19 protein-coding genes and 1 tRNA gene are annotated in these 20,267 nt (G+C 64.3%); 12 read left to right on the top strand and 8 right to left on the bottom strand.

Going from position 1 to position 20,267, the window contains the following annotated elements:
* Window positions 1-185: 185 nt before the first annotated feature.
* On the bottom strand, window positions 186-839 hold the full coding sequence (gene clpP, locus B0G57_RS11210; RefSeq protein WP_018443460.1) for an ATP-dependent Clp endopeptidase proteolytic subunit ClpP: 654 nt from the start codon (window positions 837-839) through the stop codon (window positions 186-188).
* Between the two features lie 168 nt (window positions 840-1,007).
* Entirely contained in the window at window positions 1,008-2,354 is a 1,347-nt protein-coding gene (gene tig / locus B0G57_RS11205) for a trigger factor (RefSeq protein WP_018443461.1), read from the bottom strand.
* Between the two features lie 462 nt (window positions 2,355-2,816).
* Between tig and B0G57_RS11200 the strand changes: the two genes are divergently transcribed.
* Together B0G57_RS11200 and B0G57_RS11195 are read left to right on the top strand one after the other, a co-directional pair.
* A complete protein-coding gene (locus B0G57_RS11200) occupies window positions 2,817-3,953 on the top strand; it encodes a glycerate kinase (RefSeq protein WP_018443462.1) in 1,137 nt (378 codons plus the stop codon).
* Complete coding sequence (locus tag B0G57_RS11195) at window positions 3,950-4,435, top strand: MarR family winged helix-turn-helix transcriptional regulator (protein ID WP_018443463.1); 486 nt, start codon at window positions 3,950-3,952, stop codon at window positions 4,433-4,435. Before B0G57_RS11200 ends, B0G57_RS11195 begins: the two co-directional genes overlap by 4 nt.
* Before the next feature lie 15 nt (window positions 4,436-4,450).
* Here the strand turns inward: B0G57_RS11195 and B0G57_RS11190 are convergent, their stop codons facing one another.
* Complete coding sequence (locus B0G57_RS11190; protein WP_018443464.1) at window positions 4,451-5,467, bottom strand: 2-dehydropantoate 2-reductase; 1,017 nt, start codon at window positions 5,465-5,467, stop codon at window positions 4,451-4,453.
* 291 nt (window positions 5,468-5,758) lie between these two features.
* Here B0G57_RS11190 and B0G57_RS11185 point away from each other — a divergent pair, with 291 nt between their 5' ends.
* Window positions 5,759-5,935: a hypothetical protein gene (locus B0G57_RS11185; protein ID WP_020566521.1), complete on the top strand. Its 177-nt coding sequence runs from the start codon at window positions 5,759-5,761 to the stop codon at window positions 5,933-5,935.
* A 50-nt stretch (window positions 5,936-5,985) separates the two neighbouring features.
* Here B0G57_RS11185 and B0G57_RS11180 read toward each other — a convergent pair.
* The 4 genes from B0G57_RS11180 to mnmH form a co-directional block, all read right to left on the bottom strand.
* A tRNA-Leu gene (locus tag B0G57_RS11180) sits at window positions 5,986-6,072 on the bottom strand.
* 189 nt (window positions 6,073-6,261) lie between these two features.
* Window positions 6,262-7,326 carry a selenide, water dikinase SelD gene (gene selD / locus B0G57_RS11175; protein WP_018443466.1) on the bottom strand — a complete coding sequence of 355 codons (1,065 nt, stop codon included), beginning with the start codon at window positions 7,324-7,326 and terminating at the stop codon, window positions 6,262-6,264.
* Between the two features lie 18 nt (window positions 7,327-7,344).
* Window positions 7,345-8,412: a permease gene (locus tag B0G57_RS11170; RefSeq protein WP_018443467.1), complete on the bottom strand. Its 1,068-nt coding sequence runs from the start codon at window positions 8,410-8,412 to the stop codon at window positions 7,345-7,347.
* A gap of 26 nt (window positions 8,413-8,438) precedes the next feature.
* Complete coding sequence (gene mnmH, locus B0G57_RS11165; protein ID WP_018443468.1) at window positions 8,439-9,566, bottom strand: tRNA 2-selenouridine(34) synthase MnmH; 1,128 nt, start codon at window positions 9,564-9,566, stop codon at window positions 8,439-8,441.
* Window positions 9,567-9,814: 248 nt separating this feature from the next.
* Here mnmH and B0G57_RS11160 point away from each other — a divergent pair, with 248 nt between their 5' ends.
* Both B0G57_RS11160 and B0G57_RS11155 read left to right on the top strand, forming a co-directional pair.
* Window positions 9,815-10,870, top strand: a complete 1,056-nt coding sequence (locus B0G57_RS11160; protein ID WP_018443469.1) for an aldo/keto reductase — start codon at window positions 9,815-9,817, stop codon at window positions 10,868-10,870.
* A 132-nt stretch (window positions 10,871-11,002) separates the two neighbouring features.
* Entirely contained in the window at window positions 11,003-11,728 is a 726-nt protein-coding gene (locus B0G57_RS11155; RefSeq protein ID WP_018443470.1) for a pirin family protein, read from the top strand.
* 23 nt (window positions 11,729-11,751) lie between these two features.
* On the opposite strand, the gene B0G57_RS11150 is transcribed toward B0G57_RS11155, so the two are convergent.
* Window positions 11,752-12,459 carry a FadR/GntR family transcriptional regulator gene (locus B0G57_RS11150; protein WP_018443471.1) on the bottom strand — a complete coding sequence of 236 codons (708 nt, stop codon included), beginning with the start codon at window positions 12,457-12,459 and terminating at the stop codon, window positions 11,752-11,754.
* A 331-nt stretch (window positions 12,460-12,790) separates the two neighbouring features.
* Here B0G57_RS11150 and B0G57_RS11145 point away from each other — a divergent pair, with 331 nt between their 5' ends.
* From B0G57_RS11145 to B0G57_RS11115, 7 genes are all read left to right on the top strand, one after another.
* Window positions 12,791-13,813 carry a zinc-binding alcohol dehydrogenase family protein gene (locus B0G57_RS11145; RefSeq protein WP_018443472.1) on the top strand — a complete coding sequence of 341 codons (1,023 nt, stop codon included), beginning with the start codon at window positions 12,791-12,793 and terminating at the stop codon, window positions 13,811-13,813.
* An 86-nt stretch (window positions 13,814-13,899) separates the two neighbouring features.
* Window positions 13,900-15,030, top strand: coding sequence for a mannitol dehydrogenase family protein (locus B0G57_RS11140; RefSeq protein ID WP_018443473.1), 1,131 nt, complete (start codon window positions 13,900-13,902; stop codon window positions 15,028-15,030).
* An 82-nt stretch (window positions 15,031-15,112) separates the two neighbouring features.
* Entirely contained in the window at window positions 15,113-16,414 is a 1,302-nt protein-coding gene (locus tag B0G57_RS11135) for an MFS transporter (RefSeq protein ID WP_018443474.1), read from the top strand.
* Between the two features lie 33 nt (window positions 16,415-16,447).
* Window positions 16,448-18,007: a UxaA family hydrolase gene (locus tag B0G57_RS11130; protein ID WP_018443475.1), complete on the top strand. Its 1,560-nt coding sequence runs from the start codon at window positions 16,448-16,450 to the stop codon at window positions 18,005-18,007.
* Between the two features lie 116 nt (window positions 18,008-18,123).
* Entirely contained in the window at window positions 18,124-19,170 is a 1,047-nt protein-coding gene (gene uxuA / locus B0G57_RS11125; RefSeq protein ID WP_018443476.1) for a mannonate dehydratase, read from the top strand.
* 367 nt (window positions 19,171-19,537) lie between these two features.
* The gene (locus B0G57_RS11120; protein ID WP_018443477.1) at window positions 19,538-19,912 is read left to right on the top strand and encodes a type II toxin-antitoxin system RelE/ParE family toxin; all 375 of its coding nucleotides are present in this window, start codon (window positions 19,538-19,540) and stop codon (window positions 19,910-19,912) included.
* Window positions 19,905-20,225 carry a helix-turn-helix domain-containing protein gene (locus B0G57_RS11115; RefSeq protein ID WP_018443478.1) on the top strand — a complete coding sequence of 107 codons (321 nt, stop codon included), beginning with the start codon at window positions 19,905-19,907 and terminating at the stop codon, window positions 20,223-20,225. The genes B0G57_RS11120 and B0G57_RS11115 overlap by 8 nt, the downstream gene beginning before the upstream one ends.
* Window positions 20,226-20,267: the final 42 nt, after the last annotated feature.

Below are 20,267 nucleotides of genomic sequence, written 5' to 3'. Positions count from 1 at the left end.
ACACTCGAATCACTACGCAGGCAGGGCACGCCACCCCCCATTGGGGACGGAACAAGTTCGCCGAACTTGTCTGGCGCCTCCGCTGCCCGCGCCTGAAACTATTATCGACCATTTATAACACCGCTTGAGCCGGCAACCATACCGAGGTATGAAAGAATTCGGCTCGCCGCGGCGCTTAGGGCATCTTACGGGCGCTTTTGCAAGACCTGGTCGATCAGGCCATATGCTTGGGCGTCCTCGCCGGACATGAAGTTGTCACGGTCGGTGTCGCGCGCGATGCGCTCGACGGGTTGCCCGGTGTGGTGCGAGAGCAACTGGTTGAGCCGTTCCTTCAGATAAAGAATTTCGCGTGCCTGGATTTCGATGTCCGACGCCTGGCCGCGTGCGCCGCCAAGCGGTTGGTGGATCATCACGCGCGCGTTGGGCAACGCAAACCGCTTGCCTTTTGCCCCGGACGCGAGCAGGAACGCCCCCATGCTCGCCGCAAGCCCCATGCACAGCGTCGAGACGTCCGGCTTGATGAACTGCATTGTGTCGTAAATCGCCATCCCCGCCGAGACGGAGCCCCCTGGGCTGTTGATGTAGAGGCTGATGTCTTTGTCGGGATTTTCGCTCTCGAGGAACAGCAGCTGCGCAACGACGAGGTTTGCCGTCTGATCGTTGACTTCGCCGACCATGAAGACGACGCGCTCCTTCAACAGGCGCGAATAGATGTCGTACGAACGCTCGCCCCGGCCGCTCGTTTCGACGACGATCGGCACGAGCCCCAACGCTTGGGTTTCAAGATCCCGCGGCGCTTGTGAGGCCAACGTGTCGAGCAATTGAGCGCGAAAGGTCATGCGATGAGTCCTTCTCTTGGAATGTGTCTTGAATGCCGACGGCAGCGCACCGGTGTCTTGCCTCGAGAACCCGGCGCCAAAAATACCCGGCCCCGGGATGCCTTTTGCGAGAAAAAAACGGCGTGCGGCCGTCGCCCCGACAGCCAGCACGCCGTTCGCGGCGATGCCTTACGCTTGCGCCGAGGCGCTCGCCAGTGCTTCGAAGCTGACTTCCTTATCCGTCACTTTCGCCTTGCCGAGCACGAACTCGACGACGTTGCTTTCGACGACGTAGGCTTCCATTTCGGCCAGGCGCTGCTTGTTCGAATAATACCAGCGGATCACTTCCTTCGGGTCTTCGTAGCTTTTCGCGAATTCTTCGACCTCGGCGCGGATCTGCTCGGGCTTCGCCTCGAGGTTGTTCGCCTTGACGAGCTCGGCCAGCACGAGGCCCAGCTTGACGCGGCGCTCGGCTTGCTCCTTGAACATTTCGGCCGGAATCGGGGCATCGGCCGCGTTCGGCACGCCGCGCTGCACGAGATCCTGGCGCGCCATTTCGACGAGGCGCTGTTGATCCTGTTCGATGAGCGCGTTCGGCACGTCGAGCTCGGCGAGCTTCAGGAGCGCATCCATCACCTGGTTTTTGACGATCGACTGCGTGCGGCGCTTCGCCTCACGCTCGAGGTTTTCCTTGATTTCGGCGCGCATCTTCGTAAGGTCGCCATCGGCGATGCCGAGCGACTTCGCGAATTCGCCGTCGATCTCGGGCAGATGCGGCCATTCGACTTTCTTCATCGTGACCGTAAACTGCGCCGTCTTGCCCGCGACTTCCTTGCCGTGATAGTCGTCCGGGAACTTGAGATCGAACTCGCGCGTTTCGCCGGCCTTCAGGCCGGTCGCGGCCTGTTCGAATTCGGGCAGCATGCGTCCTTCGCCGAGCACGAATACGAAATCCTCGGCCGTGCCGCCCTGGAACGCCTCACCGTCGATCTTGCCGACGAAGTCGATTGTGACGCGATCGCCGCTTTGCGCCGCCGCATCCGCGCCACCGTCGCCATGCTCGCCCGCTTCGCCGCGCGCATGATAGTGCACGCGCTGCTTGCGCAGGATCTCGAGTGTGCGATCGACTTCGGCTTCGGAGATGGACGTGACCGAGCGCTCGATTTCCGCCGTCGACAGCTCGCCGATCTTCACTTCGGGATAGACCTCGAACGTCGCGTCGAACGCGTAACTGTCCGTATCGCTATCCTCTTTCGGGCTGAAGCTCGGCTGTCCGGCAACGCGCAGGTTCTCGGCGCGGCTGATGTCGAAGAACTGCTTGCCGACCTTGTCGGAGAGCACCTCGGCCTCGACCTGCCCCGCGTACTGCTGCGTCACCATCTTGAGCGGCACCTTGCCCGGACGGAAGCCTGGCATGCGCACGTTTTTGGCGATCTGGCGGATCCGAGACTCGATCTCCTTTTGCACCGCCTCCTTCGGCAGGGAAATCGTCACGCGGCGTTCAAGCTTGCCGAGGTTTTCAACAACGTTAGCCATGGCTTCAATCGTCCTAAATTGTTCAAGCGTGTCAGTAATCTTCCCCGTGTCCACTGCTCGTCGACACCATCGGTATCGCGAGCGCACCTTTTGCCCAGTCGCGCCAGCCGCACGAACGGACGCGAAAAAACGGTGCTTGATCACCATCCTTTCGCTTCCTCGTTGGCATTGCGTGGCGCTTGCCTTGACGTTGTTCTTGGCAATATCGACCGGAGTCGGCGCTCTCGAGGAGCACGGTTCGGATCGGAAGAATCGGTTATTCTAGCAAACTATTCCGCCCGGCTGGCCGCGCATGGACGTGGCCGCTTCCGTCTTGATCGCGCGTCGCTTTGCCGCCGCCAACAGCTCCCACCCCCGATGACCGACCTGTTAAGCTGTCGCCCGGACAGCGGCCGCGCACGGCGCGCGGCAACTCGCATTCGCCATAGGTTATAGAGATAAGACCCATTCGGAGACACACTCATGCCGAACCTCTCGCCGGTCATCGTCATCGCCCCCGATTCGTTCAAAGGCTCTCTGAGCGCGCAAGGCGTCGCCGAAGCCATCGCCAAGGGCGTCGCGCGCGCCAGGCCGGACGCCGTCGTGCGGCTCTGCCCGATGGCCGACGGCGGTGAAGGCACGCTCGATGCCATGCTCGCGCGCGGCGGCGAGCGGCGTGTGTTGCAGGTGCGCGGCGCGAGCGGCGCCAGACGCGACGCCGCGGTGGGCCTGCTGTCGAACGGCGCCGCGATCGTCGAGACCGCCGAGATCGTCGGGATTACCGATGAGGTCGCGATGTGCGAGCCCGTCGAAGCGCGCAGCACGCGCGGCATGGGTGAAGCGATTCGTCTGCTCCTCGATGCGGGCATGCGGCGCTTTTTCGTCGCGCTCGGCGGCAGCAGCACGAACGACGGCGGCGCGGGCCTTCTCGTCGGCCTCGGGCTCAAGCTCTTCGACGATCATGGGCGCGAGCTCGAACCCACGCCGGCAGACCTCTCGCGACTGGCGCGCATCGATGCGTCGGGGCTCGACGCGCGGCTCGCCGAGGCTGCGTTCGTCGCGATGTCCGACGTCGACAATCCGCTCGCGGGAGAACACGGCGCGACGGCCGTATTCGGTCCGCAAAAAGGCGCGAGCGCCGACCAGATCGCTTTGATTGACGGTGTGCTGGCCCGCTTCGCGGCGCTTCTCGAAGCGGCGCTCGGGCGCACCGCGCGCGACCTTCCGGGCTCGGGCGCCGCCGGCGGGCTCGGCTTCGCGCTGCGCATGCTCGGCGCCGAATTCGAGGCGGGCGCGGAAGTCGTCGCGGCGCAAGTGGGACTCGACGCGGCACTCGACGGCGCCAACTGGCTCATCACGGGCGAAGGCCGCTCGGATGTCCAGACGCTGCACGGCAAGGCGCCGTTCGTCGCCTGCCGCCACGCGCGGACCGCGGGCGTGCCCGCGACGCTGCTCTCCGGCGCCGTCGATTCCTCCGCGCTCGAGCGGCTCTCCGAGCATTTTTGCGGCTGCTTTTCACCCGCGCCCGGGCCGATTTCGCTCGACACCGCGATCCGCGATGCGGCGCGGCTGCTAGCGAACGAGGCCGAGCAACTCACGCGGCTGAAGTACGGCTTATGAACACCACTTCCACGAAGGCCGCCAAGGCCGGGCTCGAGCAATTTCTGACCTATCGGATGCACGTGCTGAACAAGCTCTCCGAGCGCGGCATCAGCGAGCGATACCAGGCGAAGCTCGACGTCTCGCTGCCTGAAGCGCGCATCATCGCGTCCGTCGGATCGTTCGGGCCGTTTTCGATCATGGACCTGGCGAAACATGCGAACCTCGACAAGAGCCAGGCGAGCCGCGCCGCGGAAGCCCTGATCAGGCGCGGACTCGTTCGCCGCACGCCGAGCCTCGAGGACGGTCGCGTCGTCATGGTTTCGCTGACCGACGAGGGACGCGCGCTCTATCGCAAGGTCATGCCGATCGCGCGCAAATGGAACGCCGATCTCTTCGGCTGCCTCGACGAAGCCGAGAAAGCCGCCTTGAGCCGCGCGCTCGACAAGGTCATTGCCAGCGTGCTCGCGAATGACGATCGGCGACCGACGATGGACGAATGACGATCGTCGATCGAATCAGGCGATCGTGAGACCGCTATTGGCCGCGCGCTGGCGCAGCAGCCCGAGCACGGCGTCGCAGAAGGGGGTGGGCACGCCTAGTTTGCGGCCCAGCTCGGGAAACACACCGAGTATCGGATCGATCTCGAGCGGCCGGCCCGCCTCCATGTCCTGAAGCATCGAAGTCTTGAATGCACCGAGCTTGCGCGTCACCGCAACGCGCTCAGCCGCGCTCATGCCCGTCGAAAGGCCGAGGCACGCGCCGATCGCCTCGGCCTCCTCCATCATCCGCAGCACGAGCGCATGGGTGAACGGATCGTCGAGCAGGCGATCGGCCGTGGAGCCTGTCAACGCGCTGAGCGGATTCATGTTCATGTTGCCCCAGAGCTTGGCCCAGATCTCCGTGCGAATGTCGTCGACGGCTTGCACGTCGAACCCGCCCGCCCCCAGCGCCGCGGCGAACGTTCGCGCTATCGGCGCGTGTGCCGCATATGCCGCGCCGACGATGAGCCGATTTCCGAGCCCGCGCCGCACGATGCCGGGAGCGTCCGTCGACACGGACAAGTGAACGACGCAACCCAAAGCGCGTGGCGCGGGTAGCGCGCGTGAAACGACGCCTTCGGGATCGACGGCATCGATGCGTTGACCCGCGAGCGGCGTCGTGGTCCCGTCGAGAAACCACCAGGGCAGGCCGTTCATGGCGCTGACGATTGTCGTCCGTTCGTCGACGAGGGGACGCAGACTCGCCGCGATCGCCGGGAGCGTTTGCGCCTTCAGCGCGATGACAACGAAGTCCTGGGCGCCCAGCTCCGCGGCATCGTCGCTCGCGCGGAGCATGATCGACGATGTTTGGCCGTTGCCATCGATGACGCGCACGCCATGCTCGCGGATCGCATCGAGCGTCCTGCCGCGCGCGAGCACGCTGACTTCATGACCGGCCCGTGCAAGCGCTGCAGCCATCAGGCCACCGATCGCACCTGCTCCAATGACGGCCGTGTGCGAGACACGATCCGGCGCTTCTGATTCTTCGCTCATGGGATTCGATCTTGGGAGGCACGTGCGTGCCCGATGGACGGAAGCATAGAGCATCAATGGTTGCGCTCACAACCGACTCGGCTCCGCCTGTGGCCGCGAGTCGCCCGATGCGCGATGCGATCCGCGTCGCAATTCGGCACGCCCCTGGCCGATCGGACGACTCCACCCGCTCGTAATTTGGTCCGAAAATGTAGTCCAGTCTGCAGTCGCCCGATTGCTGGCAATACGATCCACTGCCGTAACCATGCAATGCGGGTCGCCGGAAGCCAGCGGCCGAAAAGGAGAAAGAAGATGGAAAAGTCGTTGGATGTCGCCAAGCTCGAAGCGGAAATTACGAAGCTGACCGCGGAGACGATGAAACTGGTCTCAGAATCGATCAAACTCGACAGAGAAAGGCGCTGGATGCCGTTCGTCTGTGTCAGCACCTTGATCGGTATTTGCTTCGCGATCGTGAAATTCCTTCAGTAGTAGACGACAAAGGCCGCCCGAAGGCGGCCTTTGCAGGTAGGGAATTCCAGTGGTGCGAGGAGCGGGACTCGAACCCGCACACCATTGCTGGCGTCAGGACCTAAACCTGGTGCGTCTACCAATTTCGCCATCCTCGCAGCCGGAACGGCGCGCTGCGCGTTCCGATATCCGGCACGCTCTCGACCATTCCGGCTCGTGCGGTGAGCGCGGAAGGCAGGTCCCGAAAGCGTAAGCGCGAGATTGTAACTGATTCGCCGATCGATGTCTGCACCGACGAGGCTCGCGCTCGTACCGCGAACGAAACGCCGCAAGAACAGGAGCCTCGGTCAGGCAACCAGCACGTGCGGCGTCCCTTCCGTCATCGTGCCGATTACCACCGCATTGTCGAAGCCGTCGGCGCGGAAGCGCTCGAGCACGTCGTCGACGCTCTGCTCCGCGCAGGCCACGAGCAATCCGCCCGATGTCTGAGGATCGGTCAGCAACGCCTGCACGATCGGCGGCAGTCCCGGCGACAGCGTCACCTCGTGTCCGTAGCCGGCCCAGTTCCGGCCCGATGCCCCCGTGACGAATCCCGCCTGCGCGAGCTCGGGCACGGATTCGAGCCACGGCAGCGCTGCGTAATCGATGCGCGCGCCAAGCCCGGCACCGCGGCAAAGCTCGAGCAAATGGCCGAGCAGGCCGAATCCCGTCACGTCCGTCATCGCGTGCACACCATCGAGCGTACCGAGCGCCGTGCCGGGGCGGTTGAGCTTCGTCGTCGCCGCGATCATGGCGGCGTAACCGGTCGACTCGAGCCGCTGTTTCTTCAGCGCGGCGGACAGTATCCCCACGCCGAGCGGCTTGCCGAGCACGAGTAGGTCGCCGGCACGCGCGCCGGCGTTGCGGGCGATCCGCCGCGGATCGACGACGCCGATCGCCGCAAGCCCGTAGATCGGCTCGACGGAATCGATGGAATGGCCGCCGGCCACCGGAATCCCCGCATCGGCGCAGACGGACTCGCCCCCTTCGAGGATGCGCGCGATCGTCTCGTGCGGCAACACGTTGATCGGCATGCCGACGAGCGCGAGCGCAAAGAGCGGCTTGCCTCCCATTGCGTAGATGTCGGACAGCGCGTTCGTCGCCGCGATGCGGCCGAAGTCGTACGGGTCGTCGACGATCGGCATGAAGAAGTCCGTCGTCGCGACGATCGCCTGCTCGTCGTTCAGACGGTAGACGGCCGCATCGTCGGCCGTCTCAGAACCAACGAGCAGGTCGGGGAAGGTCGGCATCGGCGTCGCGCGCTTGAGCAATTCGGCGAGGACGCTCGGCGAGATCTTGCAGCCGCAGCCGCCGCCGTGCGATAGCTCAGTGAGGCGCGGCACCGTCGACGAACCGGCTGTTGGCGCGTTCATGGAGAACCCCCAGAGAAATCAAAAATGGAGCGCAATGGCTGCAAGCCCGCCCGCCACGCCGACGGGGAACACCATCAACACCATCATCACCACGACGCGCCGGCCCAGCGCACGCGCCGTCATCGCAAGCGACGGCAAGCTGATGGGCGGCAGCGTCATCAGCAAGGCGGCAGCGGGCCCCGCCGCGACACCGAACGAAAGCATCGCTTGAACGATCGGCACTTCGCCTGCGGTCGGGATTACGAACAGCGTGCCGACGAACGCGAACAGGAGAATCCAGCCGATCGCATTGTCGACTTCGGGGCCGACATGCGGAAAGAGCCAGGCGCGCGCCGCGCCGAGCAGCAGGACGAGAACGATGTATTCAGGGACGAGCCGCACGGCCATCTGCGCGAGCAACTTGAACCACCTCGCGATGGCGTTGCCCTGCGGGGCGGCTTCGTAGGCCAACGCATCGAGCTGCACGCGCGCCGCGGTGCGTTCCGAAGCGGTGGCGGTCAAATCGACGAGCCAGCCGCCGCCGAACACGAGAACGATGCCGAGGGCGAGGCGCAGCGCCGTCCAGTGCCAGCCGAGCACGAACCCCATGAACACGAGCGTCGCGGGATTGAGCACCGAATTGCCGAGCCAGAACGCCACGGCGGCGCCCTGCGAGGCCTGACGCTCGCGCAGCCCGACGACCACGGGAGCGGCGCAACAGGTGCACATCATGCCGGGCAGCGACAGCAGGCCACCCGCCGCGACGCTGCGCAATCCCGCCTTGCCGAGGAGCTTTGCCACCCAGTGGACGGGCAGCAGCGTTTGAACCGCGGAACCGAGCAGCAAGCCAAGCACGAGCGCCTGCCAGATTGCGCGCCCGTACGCGCTGGCATAGTCGAGGGCCGCTTGCCACGACACCGGCTCGGGCGTCGCAGCCGTTCCCGAGAGGATGGAATGGCCGATCGAATGGGTGTCGGCGGCGACGAACACCCGATGGTAGTACGGCGACCACTTGACGTAGTAAAGGCCGACCACCGCGACGAGCGCGAAAATCACGGCGGCCACCGGAAAACTGACCTTTTGCCGGCTCTGTCCGAGCGTCTCCATAGTGCCTCGCAGATATCCAGTTGCGGTTATGTACCGGCCGTCAGATGCCGCTCGGCCCCGCGGCGCTCGGCGCACTTGTCAGGGTTGCCGTCGAGCGCCGTTTCTTTACTCTGGCAAATCAGCGCCGCGAGCCGCCGCGCCTCGCCGACTCGATCTTCGGCGCAGGGATCGAAAGCGAACCGCAAAGCGTGCTCCGTGTCGCCGAACGATCGCAAGCTGCTGGTGGCATAGGCCGGATCATAATGCCGCTCGACGAGCTCGGCAAAGAGCGCTTCGCGCTCGCCCGCATCGATCAAGGCGAGCCAATGCTCGACCGTTTGCCGGCTATGAAGGCCGATTAGCCGTTGGAGTTGATCTTTGAAGTACTGCGGCTTATCGAACAGATGGCCATAATCCTCGAGCAGGAATTTCACGCGCGTTTCGAGCGGCGCGACGACGCGCACGCGGCGGCCGGCGCGAAACGCGTCGAGCAACGTCGTCGGCAGGCTGATCCGGCCGATTCGGCGGCTTTCAGCTTCGATGAAGACGGGGCGCTCGGGGGCGAATTTGGAAAGCTCCGCGGCGAGCGCGGTGTCGAAAGCCTTTTGCGTCGGCTGCTCGGCGTCGGGCAACGCACCGAGCAGCGATCCTCGATGCCGCGCAAGCCCCTCGAGGTCGAGCACCTGCTCGCCCGCCGCGGCAAGCGCGTGCAGGAGGCGCGTCTTGCCGGTGCCCGTGTGGCCCGTCAGCGCGACATAAGTCAGCTGCGGCGGCACGCGCTCGAGCAGATCGAGCACCCAACGGCGGTAGGCCCGGTAACCGCCATCGAGCTGGCGAGCCTGCCAGCCGATCATATTGAACCAGGTCGTCATCGAGCCCGAGCGCTTGCCGCCGCGCCAGCAGTAGATGAGCGGCCGCCAGGTACGCGGGCGGTCGGCGAAGAGCGTGTCGAGATGGTGGGCGATGTTGCGTGCGACCATCGCGGCGCCGAGCCTCGTCGCCTCGAATGGCGATTGCTTGTAGAGCGTGCCGACGATCACGCGTTCTTCGTTGGACAGCACGGGCGCGTTGATCGCACCGGGGACGTGATCCTCGGCGAACTCGAGCGGCGTGCGAACGTCGATGACCTCGTCGAACGAAGGGAGCTCATCGACGGGAACGGCAAGGTTTTTCACAAAGCATGAGCGCCGCGGCGCGAAGCGACGATGCCTCTTGCCGGCGGCGGAAAGAGACGCGATTTGGCATTATCGCACGCGGGGGCACCCTTTCGGGTGTCCCGTCGCCCTACCACCGCCATGCGCGCGAACCCGACATCAATTTCGTTCGGACGCGATAATGCCCTCCTCGATCCGGCGCGCACGCTTGGCACGCCTTTCGGTTCGCAAGCCTTCGCGCCGTCCACTTCCAACGGAGGAGCGTTTTCATGGAATACCGTCAACTTGGCCGCTCGGGCCTCATGGTGTCGACCATTACGCTGGGCACGATGACGATGGGCGGCAAGGGCAAATTCGCGAGCGTCGGCCGCGTGAGCCTCGACGAGGCGCGTCGCCAGATCGAGCTATGCATCGATGCCGGCGTCAACCTCATCGACACGGCCGATGTCTACTCCGACGGCGCATCGGAAGAAATCGTCGGTGAGGCGCTCGGCGGCAAGCGCAAAGGCGGCGTACTGATCGCGACGAAAGCGCGCTTTCCGATGGGCGCCGGTCCCAACGATCGCGGCGTGTCGCGGCACCACCTGATTCAGGCCTGCGAAGCCAGTCTCAAGCGACTGAGGACCGACGTCATCGATCTCTATCAGATTCACGAGTGGGACGGCATTACACCCGTCGAAGAAACGCTCGGCGCGCTCGATCTCCTGGTGCGTCAAGGCAAGGTACGTTACGTCGGCTGCTCGAACTACTCGGGCTGGCACATCATGAAGGCGCTCGGGTTCAGCGAGCGCGACCGGCTGCCCCGCTTCGTCAGCCAGCAGATTCACTACACGCTCGAGGCGCGCGAAGCCGAGTATGAGTTGGTGCCGATCTCGCTCGATCAAGGCCTCGGCATACTCGTCTGGAGCCCGCTCGCGGGCGGCCTGCTGTCGGGCAAGCATCGGCGCGGCGTCACGCCCGAAGGGACGCGTCAGCTCGCGGGCTGGACGGAGCCGCCGATTCGCGACGAGGAGCGGCTTTGGTCGATCGTCGACGTGCTCGTCGATATCGCCGGCGCACGCAACGTATCGGCGGCACAGGTTGCGCTCGCATGGACGCTCGGTCGACCCGCCGTGGCCTCCGTGATCATCGGCGGGCGCAACGAAGCGCAGTTGCGCGACAACCTCGGCGCCGCGGACTTGAAGCTGACGGCCGAAGAAAGAGCCCGGCTCGACAAGATCAGCGTGCCTGCGCTGCTCTACCCCTATTGGCACCAGGTGCAGACGGCCAGCGATCGTCTCGGGCCAGCGGACCGGTCTCTGCTCGCGCCGTTCATCGAAAGCTAGATTGTCGTCGGCAACGAGACAGTGATTCGCATTGGTGACGGATTTCAAATTCGTTAGGCACCCTAAACTTCGGAGCGTGGTGAACGGCAACGTATCGTTCGTTGCCGGGGAACACCGATTCTGGAGATCGACATGCTTGAAATCCGCCGCGCAGACGAGCGCGGACGCGCCGAACACGGCTGGCTCAGCTCTCGCCACTCGTTCTCGTTCGCCAATTACTACGACCCGAAGCAGATGGGCTTCTCCGACCTGCTCGTCATCAACGACGATCGCGTCATGCCGGGCCGCGGCTTCGGCAAGCACCCGCACCGGGACGTCGAGATCTTTTCGTACGTGCTCGAAGGCGCGCTCGAACACAAGGACTCGATGGGCACCGGTTCGGTGATCCGGCCCGGCGACATCCAGTTGATGAGCGCGGGTACGGGCGTCGCGCACAGCGAGTTCAACCCGTCGAGCACGGAGCCGGTCCACTTTCTGCAGATCTGGATCGCCACCGCGGCGAAAGGCGCGACGCCGCGCTACCAGCAGCGGACGTTCTCCGATTCGGACAAGCGTGGCCAGCTTCGTCTCGTGATCTCGCCGGAAGGCGGCGACGACACGCTGGAGATCCGGCAGGATGCGCGTGTCTACGCCGGCCTTTTCCACGGCGACGAGCAAGCTCGCCTCGATCTGGAAGCGAACCGGTTCGCCTACGTTCACGTCGCGCGCGGCAGCATCAGCGTGAATGGCACCGTGCTGTCGGAAGGCGACGGCGTCCGCGTGCGCGCCGAGCGGAGCCTCACGCTCACGGATGGCCATGACGCGGAAGTGCTCGTGTTCGACCTGCGCGACATCGAAGTCTCCGACTTCTGGGCGTAGACACGCGAAGCGATGAGAGGCGTTTAGTTCTGCTTACGAAGCGGCATGACGCGATCGAGCGAGGCCTTCAGATGCCGTTGCATCGCGGCCTGGGCCTGGATCGCGTCGTGCGCTTCGAGCGCCTCGAGAATTTCCTTGTGCTCGTCGAGCGCGGCCTGCCAGGTCGTTTCGTTCTCGAAGTGATCGCGCAGCTTCGCGGAGAGCGGGCTGTGGCGCTCGTCGAACAGCGAGCCGACGGCGCGTTCGAGCAGGTCGTTGCCCGTCATTTGCGCAATGGCGACGTGAAACGCCCGGTCCAAGGCCGTGGGCTGCTGCCCCGCCTCGACTTCGCGCACCATCTTGTCGTAGAGCGTGCGCAGCGCCTTCAGCGCCTTCGGTTTAGCGAACGGCGCGACGCTTGCCGCAACCGCGCCTTCGATGACGACGCGCGCTCCCATGATGTCGACGAGGCTCTCGCCGAGCTCCGCTTCGGGCCGCGCGGCATCGCGAACCGCGCTCGGCGTCGCGCACGCATAGACGCCGGACCCCATGCGGATCTCCACACGGCCCTCAAGCTCGAGCGCGACGAGCGCTTCGCGCACCGACGGCCGCGATACGCCGAGCTGCTCGGCGAGCACACGCTCGGACGGCAACCGCCCGTTCTGCGTGAAGCCGGGCTGCTCCATCAACGCACGCAGCTTGTCGGCAATTTGTAGGTAAAGACGCCGTGTCTCGGCGGGTTTGATGGCCACGTGACGGTTCCTGCTTGTCGGCAAACCATTGATCGGCGATCGGCAAGCCTTTCCGGCTGCCTGGCGACGGGCGATTGTAAATCGAACCGATCGTCGCGCAAATGCGACGCCTGCGCACGATCGAAGCTGCCCCCATGACGCGCCACTGGCGACCCTGGGGTAAAACTGGCTTGACCAGCTCGGCCAGTTTCGATATTTTCGCAACTGGTAAGGCCAGAAGCAACAGCGAGGCAACGTCGTTCACGACGACTTCATCGCTCGCGCACGCTCAACCCGCATCGCGCTGTCCGTCGCGCGACGCATTACGCTCCCAGAGAATCTCCGCCCGTCGATGAAAACCGTCATCTGCGAAGAACCCGGCAAACTCGCCGTCGCCGACCAGCCCATCCCGCAACCCGGCCCTGACGACGTCCTGATCCGCGTCAAGCGAATCGGCGTATGCGGCACCGATCTGCATATCTTCACCGGCAACCAGCCCTATCTCGCCTATCCGCGCGTGATGGGACACGAGCTCGCCGGCATCGTCGAATCGGCGCCGGCTGGCGCTCGCGTGCAAGCCGGCGACCAGGTCTATGTGATGCCGTATTTGTCCTGCGGTCGCTGCGTCGCCTGCCGGGCCGGCAAGACCAATTGCTGCACGAACATCCGCGTGCTCGGCGTGCACACGGACGGTGGCATGACGGAGTACCTTGCCGTGCCGCAAGGATTCGTCTTCAAGGCCGATGGCGTCACGCTCGATCAGGCGGCCATGATCGAGTTTCTCGCAATCGGCGCGCATGCGGTCGCCCGCGCCGACGTGAAAGCGAACGAGCGCGTGCTCGTGGTCGGCGCCGGTCCGATCGGCATGGCCGCCACGATCTTCGCCAAGCTGCGCGGAGCGCGCGTCTACGTGCTCGACGGCCGCGCCGACCGTCTTGCCGCGTGCGCGACGGCGCTCGGCGCGGACGGCACCGTCGAGCTCGATACGAGCGAAGCCGGCGCCGACAAAGCGCGCCTCGCCGAGTTGACCGACGGGGAATTCTTCGAAGTCGTCTTCGACGCGACCGGCAACGCGAAAGCGATGGAGCGCGGCCTCGAATTCGTCGCGCACGGCGGCAGGTACGTGCTAATTTCGATCGTGAACAGCCGGATCTCGTTCTCGGACCCGGAGTTTCACAAGCGCGAAACGACGCTGCTCGCGAGCCGCAATGCGACGGTGGCCGACTTCGAAACGGTGCTCGCCGCGATGCGCGCCGGCAAAATCCCGACCGACGCGCTCAACACGCACAAGCTGTCGCTCGCGGAACTGCCTTCCGAGTTTCCGAAGCTGCTCGACCCCGGCGCGGGCGTCATCAAAGCGCTCGTTGCCTGCTGAGGTCGCACGACGCCGAGGCTTGCCCCACTCGCTGCTCCGGCCGTGGCACCTCGCCCCGGCCGGTAACGAGACATCACTGAACGATCATGAGCAACCCGATTCTCCAATTCGGCACGAGCCGATTCCTGCAGGCCCATGCCGACCTGTTCGTTTCCGAGGCGCTGGACGCGGGTCGCGCGCTGGGCAGCATCACCGTCGTTCAAACCACGACGAACCCGGAAAGTCGCGCACGCATTGAAGCGTTGCGCGCGCATGGGCGTTATCCCGTGCGGATTCGCGGCTTGCGCCACGAAGCGGTCGTCGACGCAACGGTCGATTGTCATGCGGTCAGTGAAGCGCTCGACGCCAACAGCGAGTGGCCGCTGGTGCTCGAACGATTCGTTCGCAATGCGCGCGTCGTGATCTCGAATACGAGCGATAGCGGCTATGTTCTCTTCGACGAAGACACGCCCGCACTGCTCGAACCTGGCGCGCCGCCGCCGCGCGGCTTCGCCGCCAAGCTCGTCGTTCTGCTCCACGCCCGCTTCCGCGCGGGCGGCGAGCCGCTGACCGTATTGCCTTGCGAGCTCGTCTCCAACAACGGCGATACGCTGCGCACGCTCGTCGCCGGGATTGCGCGCGTCTGGGCGATTGATCCGGCGTTTCTGAGCTACATCGAAGAGCGCTGCGTATGGGTCAACTCGCTCGTGGACCGTATCGTCTCCGAACCGATACGGCCGATCGGCGCGATCGCCGAGCCGTATGCTCTATGGGCCATCGAGCGGCGCCCTGGCATGGTGTTGCCCTGCGAGCACGAGGCCATGGTCGTGACCAACGATCTTTCGCACTACGAACGGCTGAAGTTGCTGCTGCTGAATCTCGGCCACACCTATCTCGCCGAGCGCTGGCAGACCGATCGCCGCCCGGCCGACGAAAACACGTTGCACGCCATGCGCGATCCCGCCGTGCGGGCTGACCTGGAGTCGCTGTGGCGCGACGAAGTTTTGCCGGTCTTCGACGCACTCGGGAAAGCAAGCGCCGCTCGCGACTATCTCGACGAAGTGCGCGAGCGTTTCGAAAACCCGTTTCTCGACCACCGCCTGGCCGATATCGCGCGCAATCACGACGAGAAAAAGCGGCGCCGCTTCCAGCCCGTCATCGATCTGGCGCGCGAGCTCGGATTGAAGATCGAGCAGCCCCGCCTGCATGCGGCGCTTCGCGTAGCCATGCCTATGTGACGCAGTTGCAGGTTCACTTACGAGGCATCGCGGCGAGCCGCCGGTTTCGCGTGACAGATGCCCTACTTAAGGAGACTATCAGATGAGAAAGATGCGTTGGGTCGTTGTTTTTCTATGCTTTCTCGCGCTCGCCGTCAATTACATCGATCGCGCCAATCTCGCGGTCGCGGCCCCCCAGATCGAAAAGGCGCTCGGCATCGGTCCGGCGCAAATGGGCCTCATTCTGAGCGGTTTCTTCTGGACCTACGCCTTCATGCAGATGCCGTTCGGCTGGTTCGTCGATCGCGTCGGCGCGCGCATCGCGCTGCCGCTCGCGGTCGGCTGGTGGTCCCTTTTCACGGCCGCGACGGCAGGCGTGTCGAGCGTGGCGTCGATGTTCGGCTGCCGGCTGCTGCTCGGCGTCGGCGAAGCCGGCGCCTATCCTTCTTGCGCCAAGCTCGTGAGCCAGTGGTTCAAGCCTCAGGAGCGCGCGCTCGCGACCAGCATCTTCGATAGCGGCTCGCGAGTCGGCTCCGCATTGTCGATCCCCGTCGTCGCCCTCATCATCGGCACGCTCGGATGGAAAGCCGCCTTTGTCATCACCGGTTTGCTCGGCGCCGTCTGGATCGTGGGCTGGCTTATCATCTATCGCAGCCCGGCGCACGGCGACATGACGGGCGAGCACGACGTCGTTCATGCGCCGCGCGCGGCCGGCGCCAGCGACGGCGACGAAGCGAACAACGTGACGTGGTCGTCGCTCTTTCGCCATCGCACCCTCTGGGGCATGATGCTGGGCTTCTTCTGCCTGAACTTCGTCATTTACTTCTTCATCACCTGGTTTCCGACCTATCTCGTGCAGACGCGCGGCTTTTCGCTGAAGTCGCTCGGCACGCTCGGCATGATTCCCGCGCTGATCGCGATTCCGGGCGGCTGGATCGGCGGGCTCGTCTCCGACGCGCTCTATCGCCGCGGTCTCTCGCTGACTGCCGCGCGCAAGACCTGCATGGTGGGCGGCATGCTGATGTCGTCAGTCATCACGTTGTCCGCGTTCACATCGAATGTCTATCTGATGCTGGCGTTCTTCGGCATTTCGTACGGCAGTCTCGCGTTCGCCGCCGCGAGCATCTGGTCGCTGCCCGGCGACGTCGCGCCTACGCTGCGTCACGTCGCCTCGATCGGCGGCATCCAGAACTTCGCGTCGAATCTGGCCGGCATCGTTATCACGACGTTCACCGGCTTCATGGTCGCCATGACGAAGGGCTCGTTCACGATTCCGCTCGTCGTCGCGGGGGGCTTCTGCTTTCTCGGCGCGTTCAGCTATCTGGTAATCGTTGGCCGGATCGAGCCGCTCTCGCTCGAGCGCGAGCGCAGCGAGATGCGGACCGGTGCACGCACGCCGATCTGATCGATCGTTTCACCCTGTTTGAGAAGGCCCGACATGTCGACTTCAGCTCCCACCCGGACATCGGCCGCGCATGCGGTCATCCGCCTTCATCCGAACGACGACGTCGTCATTGCCACGCGTCAACTCGTCTCGGGGACCCGTCTCGATGCCGAGGATCTCGTGGTCACGGGCCTCGTCCCGCCCGGGCACAAGATCGCGACGCGGGCGATCGCCAAAGGCGAGCCCGTGAAGCGCTACAACCAGATCATAGGCGTCGCCCGCGAGGACATCGCGCGCGGCCAGCACGTGCACGTTCACAACCTCGGCATGGCCGAGTTCGAGCGCGAGCACGCGTTCGGGATCGATACGCATCCGACGGACTACGTCGCCGACCCGGCCACCTTCATGGGCATCAGACGAGCGGACGGCCGCGTCGCCACGCGCAATTACATCGGCGTGCTGACGAGCGTGAACTGTTCGGCGACTGTCGCGCGCGCCATCGCCGATTATTTCCGGCGCGACGTCCATCCCGAAGCGCTAGCGGATTTCCCCAACGTCGACGGCGTCGTCGCGCTGACGCATGGTCTCGGCTGCGGCATCGACATGCAAGGCGAAGGCATCGCGATCCTGCGCCGCACGCTGGCCGGCTACGCGGTCCACGCGAACTTCGCTTCCGTGCTGTTCGTCGGCCTCGGCTGCGAGACGAACCAGATCGGCGGCATACTTGAATCGGGCGGGCTGACCGAGACCGACATGCGTTTGCGGACGTTCACGATTCAGGACAGCGGCGGCACGCGCAAGACGATCGAGCGCGGCATTGCGATGGTCCGCGAAATGCTGCCCGAAGCGAATCGCGTGAAGCGAGAGCCGGTGCCGGCTTCACATCTCGTCGTGGGGCTTCAATGCGGCGGGTCCGACGGCTATTCGGGCATTTCGGCCAACCCGGCGCTCGGCGCGGCCGTCGATCGGCTCGTTCGGCACGGCGGGACCGCCATCCTTTCAGAGACGCCGGAAGTCTATGGCGCCGAGCACCTGCTGACGCGTCGCGCCGTGAGCCGCGAAGTCGGCGAGAATCTGCTCGCACGCATCGGTTGGTGGCAAGACTATTGCGCGCGCAACGGCGCGGCGATGGACAACAATCCCTCAGCCGGCAACAAGGTGGGCGGCCTCACGACGATCCTCGAAAAATCGCTCGGCGCCGTGGCGAAAGGCGGAACGACGAATCTCGTCGCGGTCTATGAGTATGCGCAACGGATCGACGCGAAGGGATTCGTGTTCATGGATTCGCCCGGCTACGACCCAGTATCGGCGACGGGACAGGTCGCGTCGGGCGCCAATCTGATCTGCTTCACGACGGGCCGCGGTTCCGCGTACGGCTGCGCGCCGTCGCCGTCGCTGAAGCTCGCGACGAATACGGCGCTTTGGGAGCGTCAGCAAGACGACATGGACATCAACTGCGGGGGCGTGATCGACGGCACCGCGACCATCAACGAGCTCGGCGAGGCGATCTTCCGCATGATGCTCGACTGCGCTTCCGGCACGCGCTCGAAGAGCGAATTGCATGGATACGGCCAAAGCGAGTTCGTACCCTGGCAGGTCGGCGTCATTACCTAAGCGGTGCGTAAGGCTGACGCGGCGACGCAAGCCCGACCCCGGCCCCGGTCGCGTTGTCGCATCGTCGCGCACGCGGCACGCATTTGCCGGTCAATAGATAGGACACCGAACGAATCATGAAGATGACCTTCCGCTGGTATGGCGACAACGATCCGGTCCCGCTCGCCTATATTCGCCAAATCCCGGGCATGTACGGAATCGTGTCGGCGATCTACGACGTGCCCGTCGGCGATGTCTGGCCGCTCGACAAGATCCGCGCGCTGAAGGAAAAAGTCGAGGCGCACGGGCTGAAGCTCGAAGTGATCGAAAGCGTGCCTGTGCATGAGGACATCAAGCTCGGCAAGGCCACGCGCGATGCGCTGATCGCGAACTACGGACAGACGCTGCGCAACCTCGCGGCCTGCGAGGTGAAGGTCGTCTGCTACAACTTCATGCCCGTCTTCGACTGGACGCGCACGTCGCTCGAAATGCGCCTGCCCGACGGCTCGACGACGCTCGCGTTCGATGCCGACGCCATCGAAGCGCTCGACGTCTCGAAAGGCATCGCGCTGCCCGGCTGGGATACGAGCTATCGTCCCGACGAGCTGAAAGCGCTGTTGCACGAGTATGAAACGCTCGATGAATCGGAGCTCTGGGCCAACCTCGAGTACTTCCTGCGCGCCATCGTTCCTATCGCCAAAGACTGTGGCATTCGGATGGCGATGCACCCCGACGATCCGCCGCGTTCGATCTTCGGCCTCCCTCGCATCGTGAAGAATCGCGACGACCTCGAGCGCCTGCTGTCGGTCGTCGACGATCCCGCGAACGGGCTGACGCTCTGCTCGGGTTCGCTCGGCGCCGACCCGCGCAACGATATTCCCGCGCTCGTGCGCGAGTTTGGCGCGCGCGGCCGCATCCATTTCGCCCACTTGAGGAACGTGCGAACCAATGCGGAGGGCGACTTTTACGAGACTTCGCATCGCTCAGCCGACGGGTCGCTCGATATGGCCGAGATCGTCAAGGCCTACTTCGAAATCAGGTTCGAGGGCTATGCGAGACCCGACCACGGCCGGATGATCTGGGGCGAGACGGGGCGCGCGGGCTACGGACTTTTTGATCGCGCGCTCGGCGCCGTTTATCTGAACGGACTCTGGGAAGGGTTGGAAAAGGCTAACCGGGCCTGATCGTCGGGCACCTGCCCACCCCACGTCTGAGATGGCCGTGCACGTGGCACGACGTGGCCGGCGCCCCGCTGCCAACGAAAAGCAGCGCGGCGCCGCGCTTCCTCACGACCGTGTTGGGGTCCGACCATCGCTCATCGTTGCAATGTCGACGGCAACGCGCAAATGCCGAGGGCCACCGTTTGCTGCTTGAGGCTCGCGGCCGATGACGGTCGAACGTCCGAATATGACGCGATGCGCAACTCCTTCGCCGAATCGTCCTTGACACTGCTTCGAGGGTGGCACTTCTAGGTCCGCTTTTTCGACGCGATCTGCACGCTAGAAAAAGCTTGCACCCAGTGCTATATTTCAATCCTCGATCCATGTGAAGATGACGAAGTTCAGGAAGAAGATACGGGTATTCAAGACGAAGGCATTCGCCAAGTCAGCGAAGAAATCCAGACTTTCGAATCAAGCGTTGTGGCGTGCAGCTTCTGATCTCGCGGAGGGAAAAGGAAACGATCTTGGCGGCAACGTCTGGAAAAAGCGGCTCGACGACAACCGGCAGCGAAGCATCGTTATCAGCAAGGTCGGCACAGTCTGGATTTTCGTATTCCTGTTTGCGAAGCAGGATATGGAGAACATAGACGACAGTCAGCTGGCGAGACTCAAGAAGCTCGCGAAGGACTACGGCAAGATGAATCGAGCCGACATCGATACGTTGGTCCGATACAAGGAACTAGAGGAAATTTTCAGCGATGGCTAAACCACGGTACAAAAGCGACCTGGACGAGGCAATCCATAGCGCCGCTGCGGGCCTGCACCGCGCAAGGGTAATCGACAAGAAGACCATGCGCGAATACGACGAACTCTGCATCGCCGATACGCCGGAATTCAGTGCCCAGGACGTTGCCAACATCCGCAAGAACGCAAGGGTGAGCCAGCCAGTATTCGCTCGTTACCTAAACACGAGTCTTTCGACCGTTCAAAAGTGGGAGACGGGCGCGAAACATCCGAGTGGAATGGCAGCCAAGCTTCTGCAGATCGTCCGGAAACACGGCATCGAAATGCTCGCGTAACCGCGGGCGCCTGGCGAACTTGGCCCTGAGCTTGGAAGCGGG

This window comes from Trinickia symbiotica, from assembly GCF_002934455.1.
In the GTDB taxonomy this organism is placed as follows: Bacteria; Pseudomonadota; Gammaproteobacteria; order Burkholderiales; family Burkholderiaceae; genus Trinickia; species Trinickia symbiotica.
This window is presented reverse-complemented; position numbering and strand designations above follow the sequence as displayed.